General features: G+C 67.8%; 14 protein-coding genes. 1 reads left to right on the forward strand and 13 read right to left on the reverse strand.

What is annotated here, in order from left to right:
- Positions 1 to 3: 3 nt before the first annotated feature.
- The 7 genes from queF to WS91_RS14985 form a co-directional block, all read right to left on the reverse strand.
- On the reverse strand, positions 4 to 807 hold the full coding sequence (gene queF / locus WS91_RS14950; protein WP_231752029.1) for an NADPH-dependent 7-cyano-7-deazaguanine reductase QueF: 804 nt from the start codon (positions 805 to 807) through the stop codon (positions 4 to 6).
- A gap of 1,756 nt (positions 808 to 2,563) precedes the next feature.
- Positions 2,564 to 3,184, reverse strand: a complete 621-nt coding sequence (locus tag WS91_RS14960) for an SCO family protein (RefSeq protein ID WP_059670502.1) — start codon at positions 3,182 to 3,184, stop codon at positions 2,564 to 2,566.
- Positions 3,181 to 4,014, reverse strand: a complete 834-nt coding sequence (locus tag WS91_RS14965) for a formylglycine-generating enzyme family protein (protein ID WP_059670503.1) — start codon at positions 4,012 to 4,014, stop codon at positions 3,181 to 3,183. Before WS91_RS14965 ends, WS91_RS14960 begins: the two co-directional genes overlap by 4 nt.
- A gap of 24 nt (positions 4,015 to 4,038) precedes the next feature.
- Positions 4,039 to 5,598, reverse strand: a complete 1,560-nt coding sequence (nirK, locus tag WS91_RS14970) for a copper-containing nitrite reductase (protein WP_059670504.1) — start codon at positions 5,596 to 5,598, stop codon at positions 4,039 to 4,041.
- Positions 5,599 to 6,079: 481 nt separating this feature from the next.
- Complete coding sequence (locus tag WS91_RS14975) at positions 6,080 to 6,520, reverse strand: SRPBCC family protein (protein WP_059647483.1); 441 nt, start codon at positions 6,518 to 6,520, stop codon at positions 6,080 to 6,082.
- 43 nt (positions 6,521 to 6,563) lie between these two features.
- The gene (locus WS91_RS14980; RefSeq protein WP_059647481.1) at positions 6,564 to 7,406 is read right to left on the reverse strand and encodes a phosphoenolpyruvate hydrolase family protein; all 843 of its coding nucleotides are present in this window, start codon (positions 7,404 to 7,406) and stop codon (positions 6,564 to 6,566) included.
- A gap of 2 nt (positions 7,407 to 7,408) precedes the next feature.
- Entirely contained in the window at positions 7,409 to 8,626 is a 1,218-nt protein-coding gene (locus WS91_RS14985) for a Tm-1-like ATP-binding domain-containing protein (RefSeq protein ID WP_038753968.1), read from the reverse strand.
- 112 nt (positions 8,627 to 8,738) lie between these two features.
- Between WS91_RS14985 and WS91_RS14990 the strand changes: the two genes are divergently transcribed.
- A complete protein-coding gene (locus WS91_RS14990; protein ID WP_052145195.1) occupies positions 8,739 to 9,758 on the forward strand; it encodes a TetR/AcrR family transcriptional regulator in 1,020 nt (339 codons plus the stop codon).
- Positions 9,759 to 10,048: 290 nt separating this feature from the next.
- Here WS91_RS14990 and nadE read toward each other — a convergent pair whose 3' ends face one another.
- From nadE to WS91_RS15025, 6 genes are all read right to left on the reverse strand, one after another.
- Positions 10,049 to 10,903, reverse strand: coding sequence for an ammonia-dependent NAD(+) synthetase (gene nadE / locus WS91_RS15000; protein ID WP_059670535.1), 855 nt, complete (start codon positions 10,901 to 10,903; stop codon positions 10,049 to 10,051).
- 67 nt (positions 10,904 to 10,970) lie between these two features.
- Positions 10,971 to 11,873, reverse strand: a complete 903-nt coding sequence (locus WS91_RS15005; RefSeq protein ID WP_052145194.1) for a DMT family transporter — start codon at positions 11,871 to 11,873, stop codon at positions 10,971 to 10,973.
- A gap of 91 nt (positions 11,874 to 11,964) precedes the next feature.
- On the reverse strand, positions 11,965 to 12,150 hold the full coding sequence (locus tag WS91_RS15010) for a hypothetical protein (RefSeq protein WP_059670505.1): 186 nt from the start codon (positions 12,148 to 12,150) through the stop codon (positions 11,965 to 11,967).
- A gap of 668 nt (positions 12,151 to 12,818) precedes the next feature.
- Positions 12,819 to 13,856, reverse strand: a complete 1,038-nt coding sequence (locus tag WS91_RS15015; RefSeq protein WP_038753954.1) for a Zn-dependent oxidoreductase — start codon at positions 13,854 to 13,856, stop codon at positions 12,819 to 12,821.
- A 59-nt stretch (positions 13,857 to 13,915) separates the two neighbouring features.
- Complete coding sequence (gene manD, locus WS91_RS15020) at positions 13,916 to 15,124, reverse strand: D-mannonate dehydratase ManD (RefSeq protein ID WP_038753951.1); 1,209 nt, start codon at positions 15,122 to 15,124, stop codon at positions 13,916 to 13,918.
- Positions 15,125 to 15,145: 21 nt separating this feature from the next.
- Positions 15,146 to 15,871, reverse strand: coding sequence for a GntR family transcriptional regulator (locus WS91_RS15025; RefSeq protein ID WP_059670536.1), 726 nt, complete (start codon positions 15,869 to 15,871; stop codon positions 15,146 to 15,148).
- Between the last annotated feature and the right edge of the window lie 44 nt (positions 15,872 to 15,915).

Raw genomic sequence — 15,915 nt, forward strand, 5'->3', positions numbered from 1 at the left:
GGGCTATTGTCGGATCAAGCGCGGATTCGGCACGTCGTGCAGCGGCTCGCTGCTGCGAACCGGGTTGATGTCGATGCCGCCGCGGCGCGTGTAGCGGGCCGCGACGGTCAGCCGTGCGGGCGCGCATCGTTGCTGAATGTCCTTGAAAATCCGCTCGACGCATTGCTCGTGGAATTCCTCGTGATTGCGAAACGACACGACGTACCTGAGCAGCGCCTCGCGATCGATGCGCCGGCCTTCGTAGGCGATCGAGACCGTACCCCAGTCGGGCTGTCCCGTCACGAGGCAGTTCGATTTCAGCAGGTTCGAATAGAGCGTTTCGCGGACCTGTTCGTCATGCGTCGCGAGGAGCCGCCGGTCCACGTCGAATGCGTCGATCGCGATGTCCTGCTCGTCGATCGACGTGCCGGCCGGCGTGCCGATGTGGCGCGCGGCGGCGCGCTCCAGCGGCTCGAGCGTGACGGAAACGGGCGCGCCCGCGCAGCGCGACAGGTCTTGCGCGGCGATGCGCTCGACGTCAGCCGGAGTCTCGAACGACGTGTTGTTGAAGGTGTTGAAATACAGCTTCATCGATTTCGACTCGATCACGTTCGGCGATGCGCACGGCACGACGATCGTCGCGATCGCGACGCGCGGCACGCCGCGCGGCGTCAACCACGAGAGCTCGTAGTGGTTCCACACGTCGACGCCGAAGAACGGCAACGGGCCCGTGATGCCGATTTCCTCGCGCTTGATCGTGCGCGGAATCGCGAAAAGCTTCTCCGGGTTGTACGTGGATTCGTACTTGGATTGCTTGCCAAGCTCCATGGCGCCTCGGTTCGGCGATGAATTCATGTTTTTTGGATTCCTGGTTTCGGTATTTCGATTCTCGATCAACCAAATTCGGTCGTTCAGGCGCGTGGACGGAAGAACCTTGTTCATTCGACGAGCTTCGGCATGATACCCGATGGTTCCGTTGTTAATCGGCGGGTAAAACGGGATCTGCGAGAGATTGTGCGGTCAATCCGGAAGGCCGATTCATTCGTTTTTTTGATCGGGATGGTTTCGATTGTTTTGTGTTTTGGCGGAGGGCGTAAAGTTTGTGGAAATGAATTAAAGATATAAATAATATATGTTCGATTATCCATTTGTGCATGTTGGACATGAATGGTTGTGGGCGCGTGCACATGGCTTGTGCCGAGTGTGGTGCCGCTCGGTCGGTTACGGAGGGAGTACCTGTTAGATCTACGAGTTTCGATGGGTTGCCAATTCATCCATATTATCTCCGTTAAGATAATTATTGTTTTTGCAATATGGAAATAGGCTTGGCGCAGTAGCTGTCTGGGTTCTTAAAAAAAGAAGTTGCAGATCGTGCTTGTAATCCGTCTGTCGAATGACGAAGCCAGCGAAAAAATGCTCAGATCGCGGACGCGATTCGATGTGTCGATGAAATCCCAGGTTCCGATCGCTGAGCGGAATCGTCATTGACAGGGAAATCGGTCAGTCGAAATGCTGGAGGAGCGCCGAAAGGGTTCAGGTCGAGGCAATGCGATAGGTCGATGCGGCCCGGTAGACGGACAAGATCGGGATGCGGCGGGGATCAATCGATCAGTTGAATCGATGCTCGCGCCGGGTGGAAGGAACGGGCAATTCGTGGGGTGCTGCCTGTATGCGTGGCCGCCGGGCGGCGTGGCGGAGGCTGCGGGGATTCAGTGAGCCTCGCTTAAGAAGGCGACGACGAGATAAACCGGCTAGGGCCTGTTCCCGCTAATAACGGGCTTGCGAACGTGCCTTTGCGCCCGCATGGCAAGGAGAGAGGAGGCGCAATAGCCGTCGCTATTGCAACGACGAACGACGCCGCCATGCGGGCGCAAAGGCACGTTCCCGTGATCGAAAAAATCCGTCGAGGGGCTGGCCGCCAGAAGGGCCGATCGCTGCGTCATGCTCCTCGCGAATACGTCGAGTATTCGCTTCGTCGCAATCCTTGCGCTCGGCCCTTCTGGCGGCCAGCGCAAGCCCGTTATTAGCGGGAACAGGCCCTAGGCCGATGTGCGGACGTTGCTCCGGATTTGACTGACGGATGCGCGTGAGAGCGCACGATCGCTGGCCGAGCTTCACGGCAACGATGGCGGCGCTGCATGCTCGCATCGGCGGCAGCCGCCGTGACATGCGTGACGAGCGCCGATCGCTCGGCCCGGGCAGCGTGTTGCGCGCGCAAGCATTTTCATGCGGGCACGCGCGCACGGCGTTCGTCCATTTTCATCACGCCACGCGCCGCTTGTTCGCGCCCGGCTGTGTCGGCGCGCCTGATTCGTCCGGCATCCGATGATCGATCCGCGTGAAAGCGGCCGCAAAGAAGGCAAGCCGTGATCGCGCGATGAGTTAGGCCACCGCCTGTCAGCCCTTCCGATCTGCCTCGGAACAGGCGGCTTTCGCGATCGCCGTGATTGGCGATCGCTTTTTTATTTCGACGCGTGCGCGCTGGCCGAAGCGCGCACGCTCTACGCCGCGCCGCGCCGCGCACCGCACACCGCACACCGCACACCGCGCACCGCGCACCGCGCACCGCGCACTGCGCTTCGCCTCATTGCGCGGCGAGCTGCCTGCGCATCGCGTCGACGAACGCCGGGTCCGTCTCGCCGAGCGTGTTCGTACGCGCGACGATGCGGCCGTCGGCGTCGAGCAGCACGATCGTGCTCGAATGATTGAACTCGCCGCTCGCGAGCTTCCGGTACTGAACGCCGAACAGCGCGGCGACCGTCCGCGTGTTGTCGCGGTCGGTGCGCGCGAGCCGCCAGCGCGCGTCGAGGCCGTGCGCGTTCGCCGTCTTGCGCAGCACCGCGACCGAATCGCGATCGGGATCGATCGTCACCGCGACGACCTTGATTCGCTTGCGCGCCGCTTCGCCGCCCGCGTCGAGCGTGAGGCCGATCGTCTCGAACAGCATCGGGCACACCATCTTGCACGACGTATAGAACATGCTGACGAGCGTCGGCGTTCCGCGCAAATCGGCGAGACGAAATGTTTTGCCATCCTGATCGGTCAGCAGCGTGCTCGTCTGATAGAGCGAATCCGTCGCCGCCGAGGTGGCGGCCGCGGTGGCCGCGGCCGATGTGGCGACGCCCGCGCCTCGAGCGGTCGTCGCGACGCATGCTGCGACGCACAGCGCGAGCGCGCCGCGCCGGATGCGATGTCCTGGTTTCATCGTTGATCTCCTGAAATCGAACGGGCGCAGCGAAAGCCGAGGCTTCCGGTCGAATCCGCGCCGGTGAGGGAAGACAGCAGCGCGACGCGCATCAGCACCGCGTAGCTGTCGCGGCGCACGATGCTGATCGCGCCGGCGCCGCAGAATCGTTGCTGGTCCGGGTCGCCTTGCGTGCGGCTGTCGCCGCTGATGAAGAGCGCATTGAAATCGTCGACCCATTCCCAGATCAGCCCGTGCAGGTTGCGTGCGCCGTAGACGTTCGGCACGCCGCCGACGGGCGGCAGCACGCGCGCGGCGGGCTGTTCGTACCACGACAGAATCTGCCGGCGCCACAGCGGATCGTTGCGCGCGTCGGGGCGCGTCGCGTCGGCCGCCGCCGCGTATTCCCATTCGAGCCACGTCGGCAGCCGCGCGCGTTCGCTGGCGCAGTACGCACGCGCGGCGAACCAGCTGACGCCCGTGACGGGCGCGTCGGGCGGCGTTTGCGGCGCCGCATGCAACGGATCGGCCCAGTCGGCGAGATACGCGGGCCCGGCGAACACGCGCGCGACGCGGTCGCGCCGCCATTCGGGATGCGCGCTCACGAATGCCGAGAACGCGCGGACGGTCACGGGCGTGTCCTGCAGTTCGAACGCGTCGATGCGAACGGGCGCCGAGCGGCCTGGGACGTCCTGCGGCAGCGCGCTTTCGAAGTCGCCGCCCGGCAGCCGCACGAAGCGCGCGGCGTGCGCGCCGCCCGCGGCGAGGGCAAGCGCCGCGGCGATCGCGATGCCGGCCAGCCGGGCCGCGCTCGCGGCGCAACACATGGACGACGGTTTCGAGGCGCGCATGGCGGTTCTCCCCGATGTCGGCGGTCAGTGCGACGCCTCGGCGACGGCGGGCGTCTTCGCGCGCGCCTTCGCGACTTCGTCCGCGCCGATCCGGCCGCCCGGATTGTTCCAGCTGTTGAGCACGTACGTCAGCACGTTCGCGACCTCGTCGTCGGTCAGCTGCGCCATCGGCGGCATCGCCGAGTCGTAGTCGCGGCCGTTGACCGTCACCTTGCCGTTCAGCCCGTGCAGCAGGATGCCGATCGCGCGCTGCGGATTCGCCGCCAGGAAATCGGAGCCGGCAAGCGGCGGGAACACGCCCGGCAAGCCGGTGCCGCTGCTCTGATGGCACACGGCGCAAGTGCTCGCGAACACCGCGCCGCCCGCTTTCACTTGCGCCGGCAGCGACAGCGGCGCGCCGCTCGTTTTGACGAGCGAGGCGCCGCCTTTCGTGCCGTCTTTCGTGCCGGCGGCCGCCGCCGGCGATCCCGTTGAACCCGATCCCGCCGCGGCGTTGACGCTGTCGCCGCTATAGAGCGTATCGAGCTCCTTGCCCGAATAAATTGCTTTGTTGTCCGGACCGTCGACTTTCAGGATCGCGAGCGCGCCTTTGTTGAACGCGCGGAAGATCGAGTGATCGACGAACGTATAGTTGCCCGGCACGCGCGTATGGAATTCGATCGTCGCCGCGCCGCCCGCCGGAATCAGCGTCGTCTGCACGTCGTTCTGCGTGACGCTGGAGCCGTCCGCGCGCACTTTGTCGAACACCGCGCCGATCACGTGGAAGCTCGACACGAGATTCGGCCCGCCGTTGCCGATGAAGAGGCGCACCGTCTCGTCGGTGCGCGCGCGCATCGCCTTGTCGCCCGTCAGCGCGCCTTCGGCGCCGTTGAAGACGACGTAGGTCGGGCGCTCGTCGATCGCCTTGTCCATGTCGAACGATTGCAGCCCCTTCTCGCGATATTTGCCGTTCGTGTAGAAATCGCCCTGCATCACGTAGTACTCGTGGTCGACCTTCGGCAGCCCTTCGGGCGGCTCGACGAGAATCAGGCCGTACATCCCGTTCGCGACATGCATGCCGACGGGCGCGGTCGCGCAGTGATACACGAAGAGCCCTTCGTTCAGCGCCTTGAACGTGAAGCGCGATTCGTGGCCGGGCGCGGTGAAGCTCGACGTCGCGCCGCCGCCCGGCCCCGTCACCGCGTGCAGATCGATGTTGTGCGGCATTTTGCTGTCCGGACGGTTCTTGAGATGGAACTCGACCGTGTCGCCTTGCCGCACGCGGATGAAGTTGCCGGGCACCGCGCCGCCGAAGGTCCAGAACGTGTAGTTCACGCCGTCCGCGATCGGCATCACTTTCTCGATCACTTCGAGATCGACGATGACTTTCGCCGGATAGCGGCGAGCGATGGGCGGCGGCACGTTCGGCGGGCTCACGAGCGTCGCGTGGATCGGCTCGCCTTGCGGCGGGCCGAAGTCGCCGGGAATCTTGCCGGATGCGCTCGCCGTTGCGGCATGCGCGCTCGTCGCGACGACGGCGCCGAACAGGACGGACAGGAACGTGGCGCGCAGTTGGCCACGGATCGATTGCAGGTCTTCTTTCATGATTAGCCCCTCGCTGGCTTCGTTTCCTCCAAGCTATCGATCGCGAGGCAGGCGAGTATTGATGCGCAGCAAATGCATCTTTGTGGGCAGGCGCGGGGCGGCGAATAACTTAATCCAGATGAATTTCTGGAGAAGCGGCTGCGCCCGCTTGTCGCAGGTATTGCGGTGTGCGAACGGATCGCGCGTTACGCGCGATCCGTTCGTCTGCTGCGTGGGGATGCGCCGTCGTGCGCGGCGCGCTTGCGGATAGAAAGTGGCCGACCGGTCACGGTCGGCCAAAAAGGTTCCGGCTTTATCCGAGGGCCATTGCCAGAACCCGAGAAACGGCCGGCGGCGCTGCGTCGCCGTGCCGCCGCGCCGCGCATGGGCGGTGCGGCAAGGCGGCGGCGAAGCTCGCCGGCAAGCCGCGCGCGATGCCCGCGATGGGCGGCGGCGCGACGAAACGGCACGGCTGCGTGCGACACGTCAGCGCGCACGCAAGTCAGCGCGCGCGCAACCTGTCCGCGAGCGAGCGGAACCCGGCCGCGAACACGTGCTCGCTGATCGACGCCGCGACCGGCTGCAACTCGACGCCTTGCGTCGTGAAGTTCGCCCACCATTGCGCGAACGTCTTGCCCGAATCGGTGACGGGGAAGAGCTCCACGCCTGCGACATAGTCGCGCACCGGCATCGACGTCTCGATGATCGAATACTCGAGCGCGTGATTCGGCTCGTCGAGCTTCAGCAGTTTTTCGCGGACGTAGCCGTCCGACAGCGTCAGATGGCGGATCGCGCCCACCGTGTAAGCGTCCGGGCCGGGCTCGAGCCGGCTCTCGACGATCGCCGGATGGAACGCGGCGAGGCCGTCGAAATCGCGGAAGAACGCCCAGACGCGCTCAATCGGCGCGTCGATGACACTGCTGGCGAAGGAGGTGTGGTTCATCGTCGTTCGGTTTCTCGTGCAAGGCGCGCGCTTCGCGCGCGGGTCATGACGCGATGCGCCTGTCGATCTCCTTGAAGCGCCGCGTCATGTCGGTCAATGCGGTTTCGGCGGGCAGGCGCTCCATCGAGCTCGCGCCGTAGAAACCGTGGCACTGCGGACACGCGCGCAGGATGTACGCGGCGTCCTCGGGCGACGCGATCGGGCCGCCGTGGCAGAGCACGATCACGTCGTCGCGCACGGATTTTGCCGCATCGGCCCAGTTGCGCACGAGCGGCACGCAATCGGCGAGCGTGCGCGCGGTGTTCGCGCCGATCGTGCCGCCCGTCGTGAGGCCGAGATGCGCGACGACGATGTCCGCGCCGGCTTCGGCCATCGCGATCGCGTCGGCTTCGCTGAACACGTAAGGCGTCGTCAGCAGGCCCTTGCCGTGCGCGAGGCGGATCATGTCGACTTCGAGCGCGTAGCCCATCCCGGTCTCCTCGAGATTCGCGCGGAAGTTGCCGTCGATGAGGCCGACGGTCGGGAAGTTCTGCACGCCGGAAAATCCGAGCCGGATCAGCTCGTCGAGAAACGCGTCGAAGTTGCAGAACGGATCGGTGCCGTTCACGCCGGCGAGCACGGGCGTCGACTTGACGACGGGCAGCACCTCGCGCGCCATGTCGACGACGATCTCGTTCGCGTTGCCGTACGCGAGCAGGCCCGCGAGCGAGCCGCGCCCGGCCATCCGGTAGCGGCCCGAGTTGTAGATCACGATGAGGTCGATGCCGCCCGCTTCCTCGCATTTCGCGGACAGGCCCGTCCCCGCGCCGCCGCCTATGATCGGCTCGCCGCGCGCAATGGCCGCGCGCAGTTTCTCGAGGATCTCGGCGCGTGAAAGTCTCTTCATCTTCAATTCCGGTGTGCTGCGAGAAGCGATAAGAAGTGTTCGACGGCGACGTCGGCGAACCGTGGATCGTTGATGTGCGCGGGCACGCGCACGAGGCGGCGGCGCTCTGTCTGGACGACCGTCGCCTCGAGCGCGTCGAACAGCGCCGCGTCGGCTTCCGGGCTCCAGAACGCCTGGCCCGGCGCGTCGAGCGCCGACACGCCGCCTTCGGGAATCAGGAACCGCACGGGGCCGTCGCACGCGTTCAGCTTCGCGCCGATCCACTCGCCGATCAGGCGGTTCTCGGCCGGCGTCGTGCGCATCAGCGTGACTTGCGGATTGTGCTTGTACAGCAGGCGGCCGGCGTAGCGGGGCGGCACCGTGTCGATGTGGCCGAAGTTCACCATGTCGAGCGCGCCGCACGAGCCGACGTACGGCGTCTTGCTGCGCGCGATCGCGTCGAAGCGATCCTCGCCGCACGCGAGCACGCCGCCCATCAGCAGGTCGCAGACTTCGGTGGTGGTGAGATCGAGCACGCCGTCGAGCAGGCCGCTGTCCGCGAGCTTCTCCATCGCATGGCCGCCGTTGCCGGTCGCGTGGAACACGATGCAGTCGAAGCGCGCTTCGAGCCGCGACGTGACCGCCTGGATGCACGGCGTCGTCACGCCGAACATCGTCAGGCCGAGCGCGGGCTTCAGGTCGCCGGGCAACGGCTGCATGTCGCGCACCGCGCCCGCGATCATGTGCGCGCCGTTCGCGAGCACCTGGCGCGAGATCCGGTTCAGGCCGGCGACGTCCGTCACCGAATAGAGCATCGCGATGTCCGACGAGCCGACGTACGCGGACACGTTGCCCGACGCCATCGTCGAGATCATCAGCTTCGGCACGCCGACGGGCAGCGCCTGCATCGCCGGCGTGACGAGCGCCGTGCCGCCCGAGCCGCCGATGCCGATCAGCGCGGCGACGTCGTCGCGGCTCGCGAGGTAGCGCTCGAACGCGACCGCCATCGCGGCGATCGCGCGGCCGCGATCGTCGCAGAATACGGCGGACGCGCCGTCCGGATGGTGCGCGGCGACGATGTCCGCGCCGATGTCGGCCGCGAGGCCCGGCGTGCGGGTCGATAGGTCGACGACGACCGCCGAAAGCCCCGATTCGACGATCCGGTCCTTGACGAAATGCGCTTCCGCGCCTTTTGTATCAACGGTTGCCGCAACGTAGATCTGTTTACGGTGGGGTACCATTTGGTCTCCTTCGCCAATCGTTCGTTTGTCGCACGATGTCACCGCGATTCGATTCCGCGATCACTTTAACACAGATGAGACGGCCGTCTCAGCGGTCGTCCTCACAAAACACATGCCAACTACCGAATCCGCACCGGAACCGCTGTCCGAGACTCGCGCGCAGACCCGCGAGCTGCTGCTGCAAACCGCGCTGTCGATGCTCGAGCAAGGCTGGTTTCCGTCGATCACCGAGCTCGCGAACGCATCCGGCGTGTCGCGCGCGACCGCTTACCGTTATTTCCCCTCCCAGGCGGCGCTCGTGAGCACCGTCGTCGACGAAAGCCTCGGGCCGGTGCTGCAATGGCGGCCGACGTCGACGTCGGTCGAGGCGCGCGTCAACGAGTTGCTCGACTTCGCGTATCCGCGGATGGAGCAGCACGAGGGCGCATTGCGTGCCGCGCTGCAGGTCGCGCTGCATCAATGGGCGAACGAGCGCGCGCGGCGCGCGCAGGACGAGCCGAAGTACCGGCGCGGCAATCGCCGCCGGCTGCTGACGCTCGCGGTCGAGCCGATGGTGCAGGCGGGCGTCGATCCGGCCGCGGCCGCGCGGCTCGCGCAGGCGCTGTCGCTGCTCTACGGCACCGAGGCGATGGTCGTGCTGAAGGACATCTGGGGGCTCGACTTCCAGCAGTTCATGACCGTCGTCAAATGGATGAGCGCGGCGCTCGTGCGGGCGACGCTCGCAGAGACGGGCGGCGCGGATTCGGCCGCGAGCGGCGCCGTTCCGGCCGGGCGTGCCGAGGCTGCGAGCGATGCAGGCGCGAACGCCGGCGCCGGGGCGGGTGGTGTGGGGGCCGGGGGGCGCGATGCGGGTTCGGCGCGCAGCGTCGGCGCGGTCGGTGACGGCGCGGGTGCGCGGCGCGGCGTCGAGCCCGCGGCGGGCGCGGATGCGGATGCGGCGAGGGCGATCGAGCCGGCCGGCGGTGCCCGTGCCGCGGACGACACGGCCGCGGCGAGCGGCGGCGCTGCGCCGGGCGGTGCGGATCGCGCGCACGAAACCGGCGGCCCGGGCGGCCCGCGCGTCGAGGACGGCACGCGCGCATCGCCGGCTTCCGGATCGCCGGCTCCGGGCGGCGGCGAGCGCGATGGCTGAATGGCGAGCCGTCAATGCAGCAACTGGCGCGAGGCGCGAGGCAGGCACTGCAAATCGGGAGTCAGCGGCAACAAGCCGGAAGCGCAGTGCCAGAGGCCGGAATTCGGAAGCGAAAGGCCAAGAAACGGGAGCCCGGAGCCGCACGCCACCGTCGTCGCGAACGCGAATGCGTGCCCGCGCCGACGAGACCGCATCGGATTGCGCCGCGCGATGCGAAAGCCGCCGTCGACGCGAAAGCCGGCCGCACGGCGCATCGAAAAAACGATACCGAATCGACATCGTCTGCGCGCTTACGTCGCGCGGCCCGGCCAATCGAACATCGTATAAGGCAGCGCGCGTTTGTGGCGTGTCGCGTCGTAGAACCGCAGCACCGTCTCGCTCACCGCTTCGTCGGCCGGCTTGCCTTCGAGGAAGTCGTCGATCTGCTCGTAAGTGACGCCGTATGCGTGCTCGTCGGGCAGTTGCGGGCGCAACGTTTCCAGATCGGCGGTCGGCGTCTTCGTCACGAGCCGCTCGTCCGCGCCGAGCGTGCGCGCGACCTCGCGCACGCGGCGCTTGGTCAGGCCCGCGAGCGGCAGCACGTCCGCGCCGCCGTCGCCGAATTTCGTGAAGAAGCCCATCACCGATTCCGCCGCGTGATCGGTGCCGATCACGACGCCGCGCCGCGCGCCCGCGGCCGCGTATTGCGCGATCATCCGCTCGCGCGCCTTGATGTTGCCGAGCACGAAGTCCTGGTGCGCGTGGTCGAGATACGCGAGGCCGCCCGCGGCGAGCACGGCGAGCATCGCGTCGGCGGCGGGCTTCACGTTGACCGTGAGCGTTTCGTCCGCGCGCACGAACGCGAGCGCGCGCTGTGCGTCCGCTTCGTCATGCTGCGCGCCGTACGGCAGCCGCATCGCCACGAAGCGCGCGTCGTAGCCCGACGCGCGCAGCCGCTCGACGGCCAGTTGCGCGAGCCGGCCCGCCGTCGACGAATCGACGCCGCCGCTGATGCCTAGCACGTAGGCGCGCAATCCGGCCGCGCGCAGGTAGTCGGCGAGGAACGCGATCCGGCGCTCGGCTTCGTCGTGCGCGTCGAACGACGGCGAAACGTGCAGCTCGGCTGCGATCGCCTGCTGGCGGGCGGCGTGATCGGGGCGGGACATCGGCGCGCTCCTCGGCGACGGAATCGAAGGTTCGATCATAGGCGGATTCGCGCGCGCACGCCGGCCGTCAACGGCGGCGCGCGAGCGTGACGCCGGCGAGCGCGGCCGCGAAGCCGGCGATCTGCAGCGGCACGAGCGTTTCGCCGAAGAATGCGTAGCCCTGCAGCGCGGCGAGGGGCGGCGCGAGGAACAGCAGCGATGTCGCGCGCGCCGCCTCGCCCCGCCGCAACATCGCCATCAGCAGCATCACCGCGACGCCGGACAGCATTCCGACGCCCCATGCGAGCGAAACCCACAGCGCGGGCGTGCCGTGCCAGCGGGTTTCGCCGAGCACGACGGCGGCGGCGCCGGCGACGAGCGCGGCGCCGAAGTTCTGCAACGCAACCGCGGTGCGCAAGTCGGTCTGCGCGAGCGAGGTTTTCTGATAGAGCGAGCCGGCCGTGATCGACGCGACGGCCGCGACCGCGATCGCGACGACGACCCATGCGGGCGCGCCGCCCGCCGTCGCGGGGGCGGCGTCGAGCTTCGGCGCGAGCACGAGCGCGACGCCCGCCACGCCGAGCGCCATGCCGAGCCAGCCCCGCGCGGACAGCCGCTCGCCGAAGAGCGGCGCGGCGAGCGCGGCGGTCGCGAGCGGTTGCAGCGCGCCGAGGAGCGCCATCACGCCGGCGTTGAGCCCTTGCGCGACGGCCCAGTAGCTCGCGCTCAGATAGACGCCTTGCAGCAGCGCCCCTGCGAACAGATGGCGTCCCCAATCGCGCCGCGCGGGCCACGGCGCGCGGACGGCGAGCGCGACGCACGCATAGAGGAGCGCGGTGCCCGAGAAGCGCGCGAGCAGATACAGGTTCGGATCGGCGTAAGGCTTGATCGCGCGGGCGACGATGAAGCCCGTGGACCACAGCGCGACGAACGCCGCGGCGGCGAGAGAAGCGGAAACCGGCATGCGAAGCGGACCGGACGAAGCCGGCATGACGTGGAAGCCGCCGAGTATCGCGCACCCGGGCGCGGCCGTCTTGTCGGATTCTGCACAGCCGGCGGCTGCGCGCGATCGCGGCCCGGCGTCAGTCGATCGAGAACGTATCGAGCGGCTGGTTCGCGCTCGCTTCGGTCGCGAAGCGCGCGTTCAACTGCTGATGCAGCCGGCGCGCTTCGTCGAGCGTGAGATCGATCCAGTACGGATCGCCGGCGGTGTCGTTGAGCCGTTCAGGCGGGAACTGGATTTCGAGGACGATGCCTTTGCGGTACATCGGTGCACCCCTGTCGGTTGGCTGGTGGTCGAGCCCGCGAGTTTAGCAACGTGCGGCGAAGGCGATTGCCGCGCGACGCGAAATACTGAATTGCTCGTTCGTGTGGGCCGCCGGTTCGGGTCCTCCGTTTTGGGGGCTTCGTTTGGTTCGTCCGTTCTGTTCGTCCGTCTCGAAGGCGCGCGTCGGCTGCGAAGGGAGGTTGCCGGAGTGGAGTGCGGGTAGCGCTTGATTCGGCGCGTCGCCCCGATCGATCGCGATTGCGCTTGAGCTCGGCGCGGGTTCGCTGCGCGTCGTTCCCGTATCGATCGCGAAGCCATGGGGCTGCGGGCGGCCGCGCGACGCGCGCCTGAGCATGGCGTTCCCGGCGCATCGCGCGTGCGTCCCGTGCGCGTGCGTCCCGTCCGAAATCGCCGTGCGCCGCGCGTGTCGAACTGCGTGTGGCGCCGCACGAATCCCCGCGTCGCACGGCTGGCTGTCGACCGCGCGCGGCGCGACCGAGCGGCCTTGCCGGTTGGCGAACGCGCAAATGCGTATTTGCGCATTTGCGCGGATGTGCGGATGTGCGGATGTGCGGATGTGCGCCGCCGCCCGCGCGCCGCGTCACGCTTTGCGCGCCGCCGCAACCGTGCCCGACGAGCCGCGTCAGGCTCCGCTCGGTCTCGTGCGTTTCACTCCGGCTCCGCCGCGAAATCCAGCAGGATCTTGCAGCTTTCGCGCGGATTGCGCTCCGCGAGATCGAACGCATGCGCGACGTCGCGAAAATCGACCTTGTGCGTGACGATGTGCTCCGGATGCACGAGCCCCTTGGCGATCCATTCGATGACCGGCGCGAACATCGCGCAATTGAGCCGCGACGCGCACAGCGTCAGTTCTTTCTTCGTCAGCTCGGCCTGCACGATCGACGACGGCTCCGACGAGAAGCCGAGCACGCCGATCCGCCCGGCGGGCGCCGCGAGCCGCACCGCTTCCTCGAGGATCGACGGATGGCAGACGGCGTCGAAGATCAGCGTCGGGCCGCCGTCGACGCCGCGCCGCAGCAGTGCGTCGGGCAGCGCTTCGGCCGCCGCGTTGATCACCTCGTCGGCCGAAGCGCCGCACCGGCGCGCCAGTTCCAGGCGCTCGTCGAGGCGATCGGTGATGAACGCGCGGATGCCGTAGACGTGCTTGAGCACCTGCAGCAGCGTGAGGCCCACCGTGCCCGCGCCGTAGATCAGCGCGACGTCGGACGGCAGCACGCCGGTGCGCGCGGTCGCGTTCGCCGCGACCGCGAACGGCTCGACGATCGCCGCGCACGTGTCGGCGATCTCGGGCGGAATCCGGTACGCGTTCGCCGCGGGCACGCAGGCGTACTCGCTGAAGCCGCCGTCGCGATGCACGCCGAGCACGCTCAGGTTGCGGCACACGTTGCGCCGCCCGATCGCGCACGCATGGCAGTGCCCGCAGCTGATGACCGGATCGACCGCGACGATCTCGCCGACGCGCGACGCGTCGACGCCCGCGCCGACCGATTCGATGCGCCCGACGAACTCGTGGCCGATGATCCGCGGATACGAGACGAACGGGTTCTTGCCGTGGAAGATGTGCAGATCGGAACCGCAAATGCCCGCATAACGCACGCGCACGCGCACTTCGCCCGCGGCGGGCGCGGGCGTCGGCAATTCACGCACGCCCATGCTATTGGGCCGGTCGACGACGACGCTCAGCATGTCCTGATTCTCCTTCGTGTTTCGTTTCGTGTAGTTCGTGCGCGCACGCGCTCACCCGCTCACCAGTTCCACATCGAGCCGTCGCGCAGGCGGGCGACGGGCAGGTAGGCGCGCTCGTACGGATATTTCGCGGCGAGCGCCTCGTCGATGTCGACGCCGAGGCCCGGCACGTCGTCCATCACGAGATGGCCGTCCTCGAAGCGATAGCTGTGCGGAAAGACTTCGTCGGTCAGCGCGTTGTGCGGCATCAGCTCCTGAATGCCGAAGTTCGGCGCCCACAGGCCGAAGTTTACGGCGGCCGCCATGCACACGGGCGACAGGTCGGTCGCGCCGTGGAAGCCCGTGCGGACCTGGTACATCGCCGCGTAGTCGGCGATGCGGCGCACGTGCGTGATGCCGCCCGCGTGGACGATCGTCGCGCGGATGTAGTCGATCAGCTGGTCGCGGATCAGATCCTTGCAGTCCCAAATCGAATTGAAGACCTCGCCCACCGCGAGCGGCGTCGTCGTGTGGCTGCGGATCAATCGGAACGCGTCCTGGTTTTCGGCGGGCGTCGCGTCTTCGAGCCAGAACAGCCGGTACGGCTCGAGATCGCGGCCGAGGCGCGCGGCCTCGATCGGCGTGAGCCGGTGATGCGCGTCGTGCAGCAGATGCGGCGCGTCGCCGACCGCGTCGCGCACCTTGCGGAAGAGCTCCGGCGTGTGGCGCAGATAGAGCGCGGTGTCCCACGGCTCCTCGGGCGGCAGGCCCTTTTCGGCGGGCTCGTACGCGCCCGCGGTCTTGCCGACGCCGTACACCTTCGACAGCCCCGGCACGCCCGACTGCACGCGGATCGCGCGGTAGCCCGCCTCGATGTGCCGATGCACGGCGTCGATCGCTTCCTCGTGGTCGCGCCCGGTCGCGTGGCCGTACACCATCAGCCCGTCGCGGCTGCGGCCGCCGAGCAGCCGATAGACGGGCATGCCGGCGAGCTTGCCCAGGATGTCCCACAGCGCCATGTCGATCGCGGCGATCGCCGTCATCGTGACGGGCCCGCGCCGCCAGTACGCGCCGCGGTACAGGTATTGCCAGATGTCCTCGATATTGCGCGGGTCGCGCCCGACGAGGCACGGAAACACGTGATCCTCGAGATACGCGCGCACGGCGAGCTCGCGCCCGTTGAGCGTCGCGTCGCCGAGGCCGTAGACGCCTTCGTTGGTGACGATCTTGACCGTCACGAAATTCCGGCCGGGGCAGGTGACGATGATGTTCAGCCGTTCGATTTTCACGCGGCTTCTCCGATGAGTGGTTCAGTCGACAAAGTAGTGCGGCGCGCGGTCGCGCACCTCGGGCAGATGGGAGCTCACGCGGTCGACGTGCACCGCGACCGACGCGCCGAGCAGCGCCATGTTGCGCGCCGCGATGTGCGCGAGGATCTGCTCGTGTTCGTGCAGCGCGCGGCGCGCGTGGTCCTCGACGCGATCGAGCAGCAGCCAGCGCACGCGGTCGAACTGCCGCTTCATCGGCTGCAGCATCTCCCACACGTGCGGCCGGCCGGCGAACTCGAACATGCGGCCGTGCATCGTTTCGTCGAGCGCGAAGAAGGTGTCGACGTCGCGCGCGGCCACCGCGTCGCGCTGCGCGCCGACGAGGCGCGCGAGTTCCTCGAGCTGCGCCGGCGTGATCTTTTGCGCGAGATCGACGTGGTTCGCGCATTCGAGCGTGCTGCGCGCAAAGCGTCCTTCTTCGAGCATCGACACCGAGATCGGCGCGACGAGCGTGCCGACCTTGCGGTAGATCTGCACGAGCCGTTCGTCGGCGAGTTGCGCGAGCGCCTCGCGCACGGGCGTGCGGCTCACGTCGATCGTGGCCGAGATCACCGCCTCCGACAGCGCGGTGCGCGGCGGCAGCGCGCCGCGCACGATCGCGTTGCGCAGCAGCGCGTGCACCTGTTGCGTGTACGACGCGTCGGCGTCGAGCGCGAAGCCGTGCAGCGCCGCGACGACGATGTCTTCAGTGGATTCCTTGTCGCTCATCAACGGGTTCTTCATCAAGGGCGAGGCACAGTTCATTTCATCTT

This window comes from Burkholderia sp. MSMB1498 (genome assembly GCF_001526245.1).
Taxonomy (GTDB): Bacteria; Pseudomonadota; Gammaproteobacteria; order Burkholderiales; family Burkholderiaceae; genus Burkholderia; species Burkholderia savannae.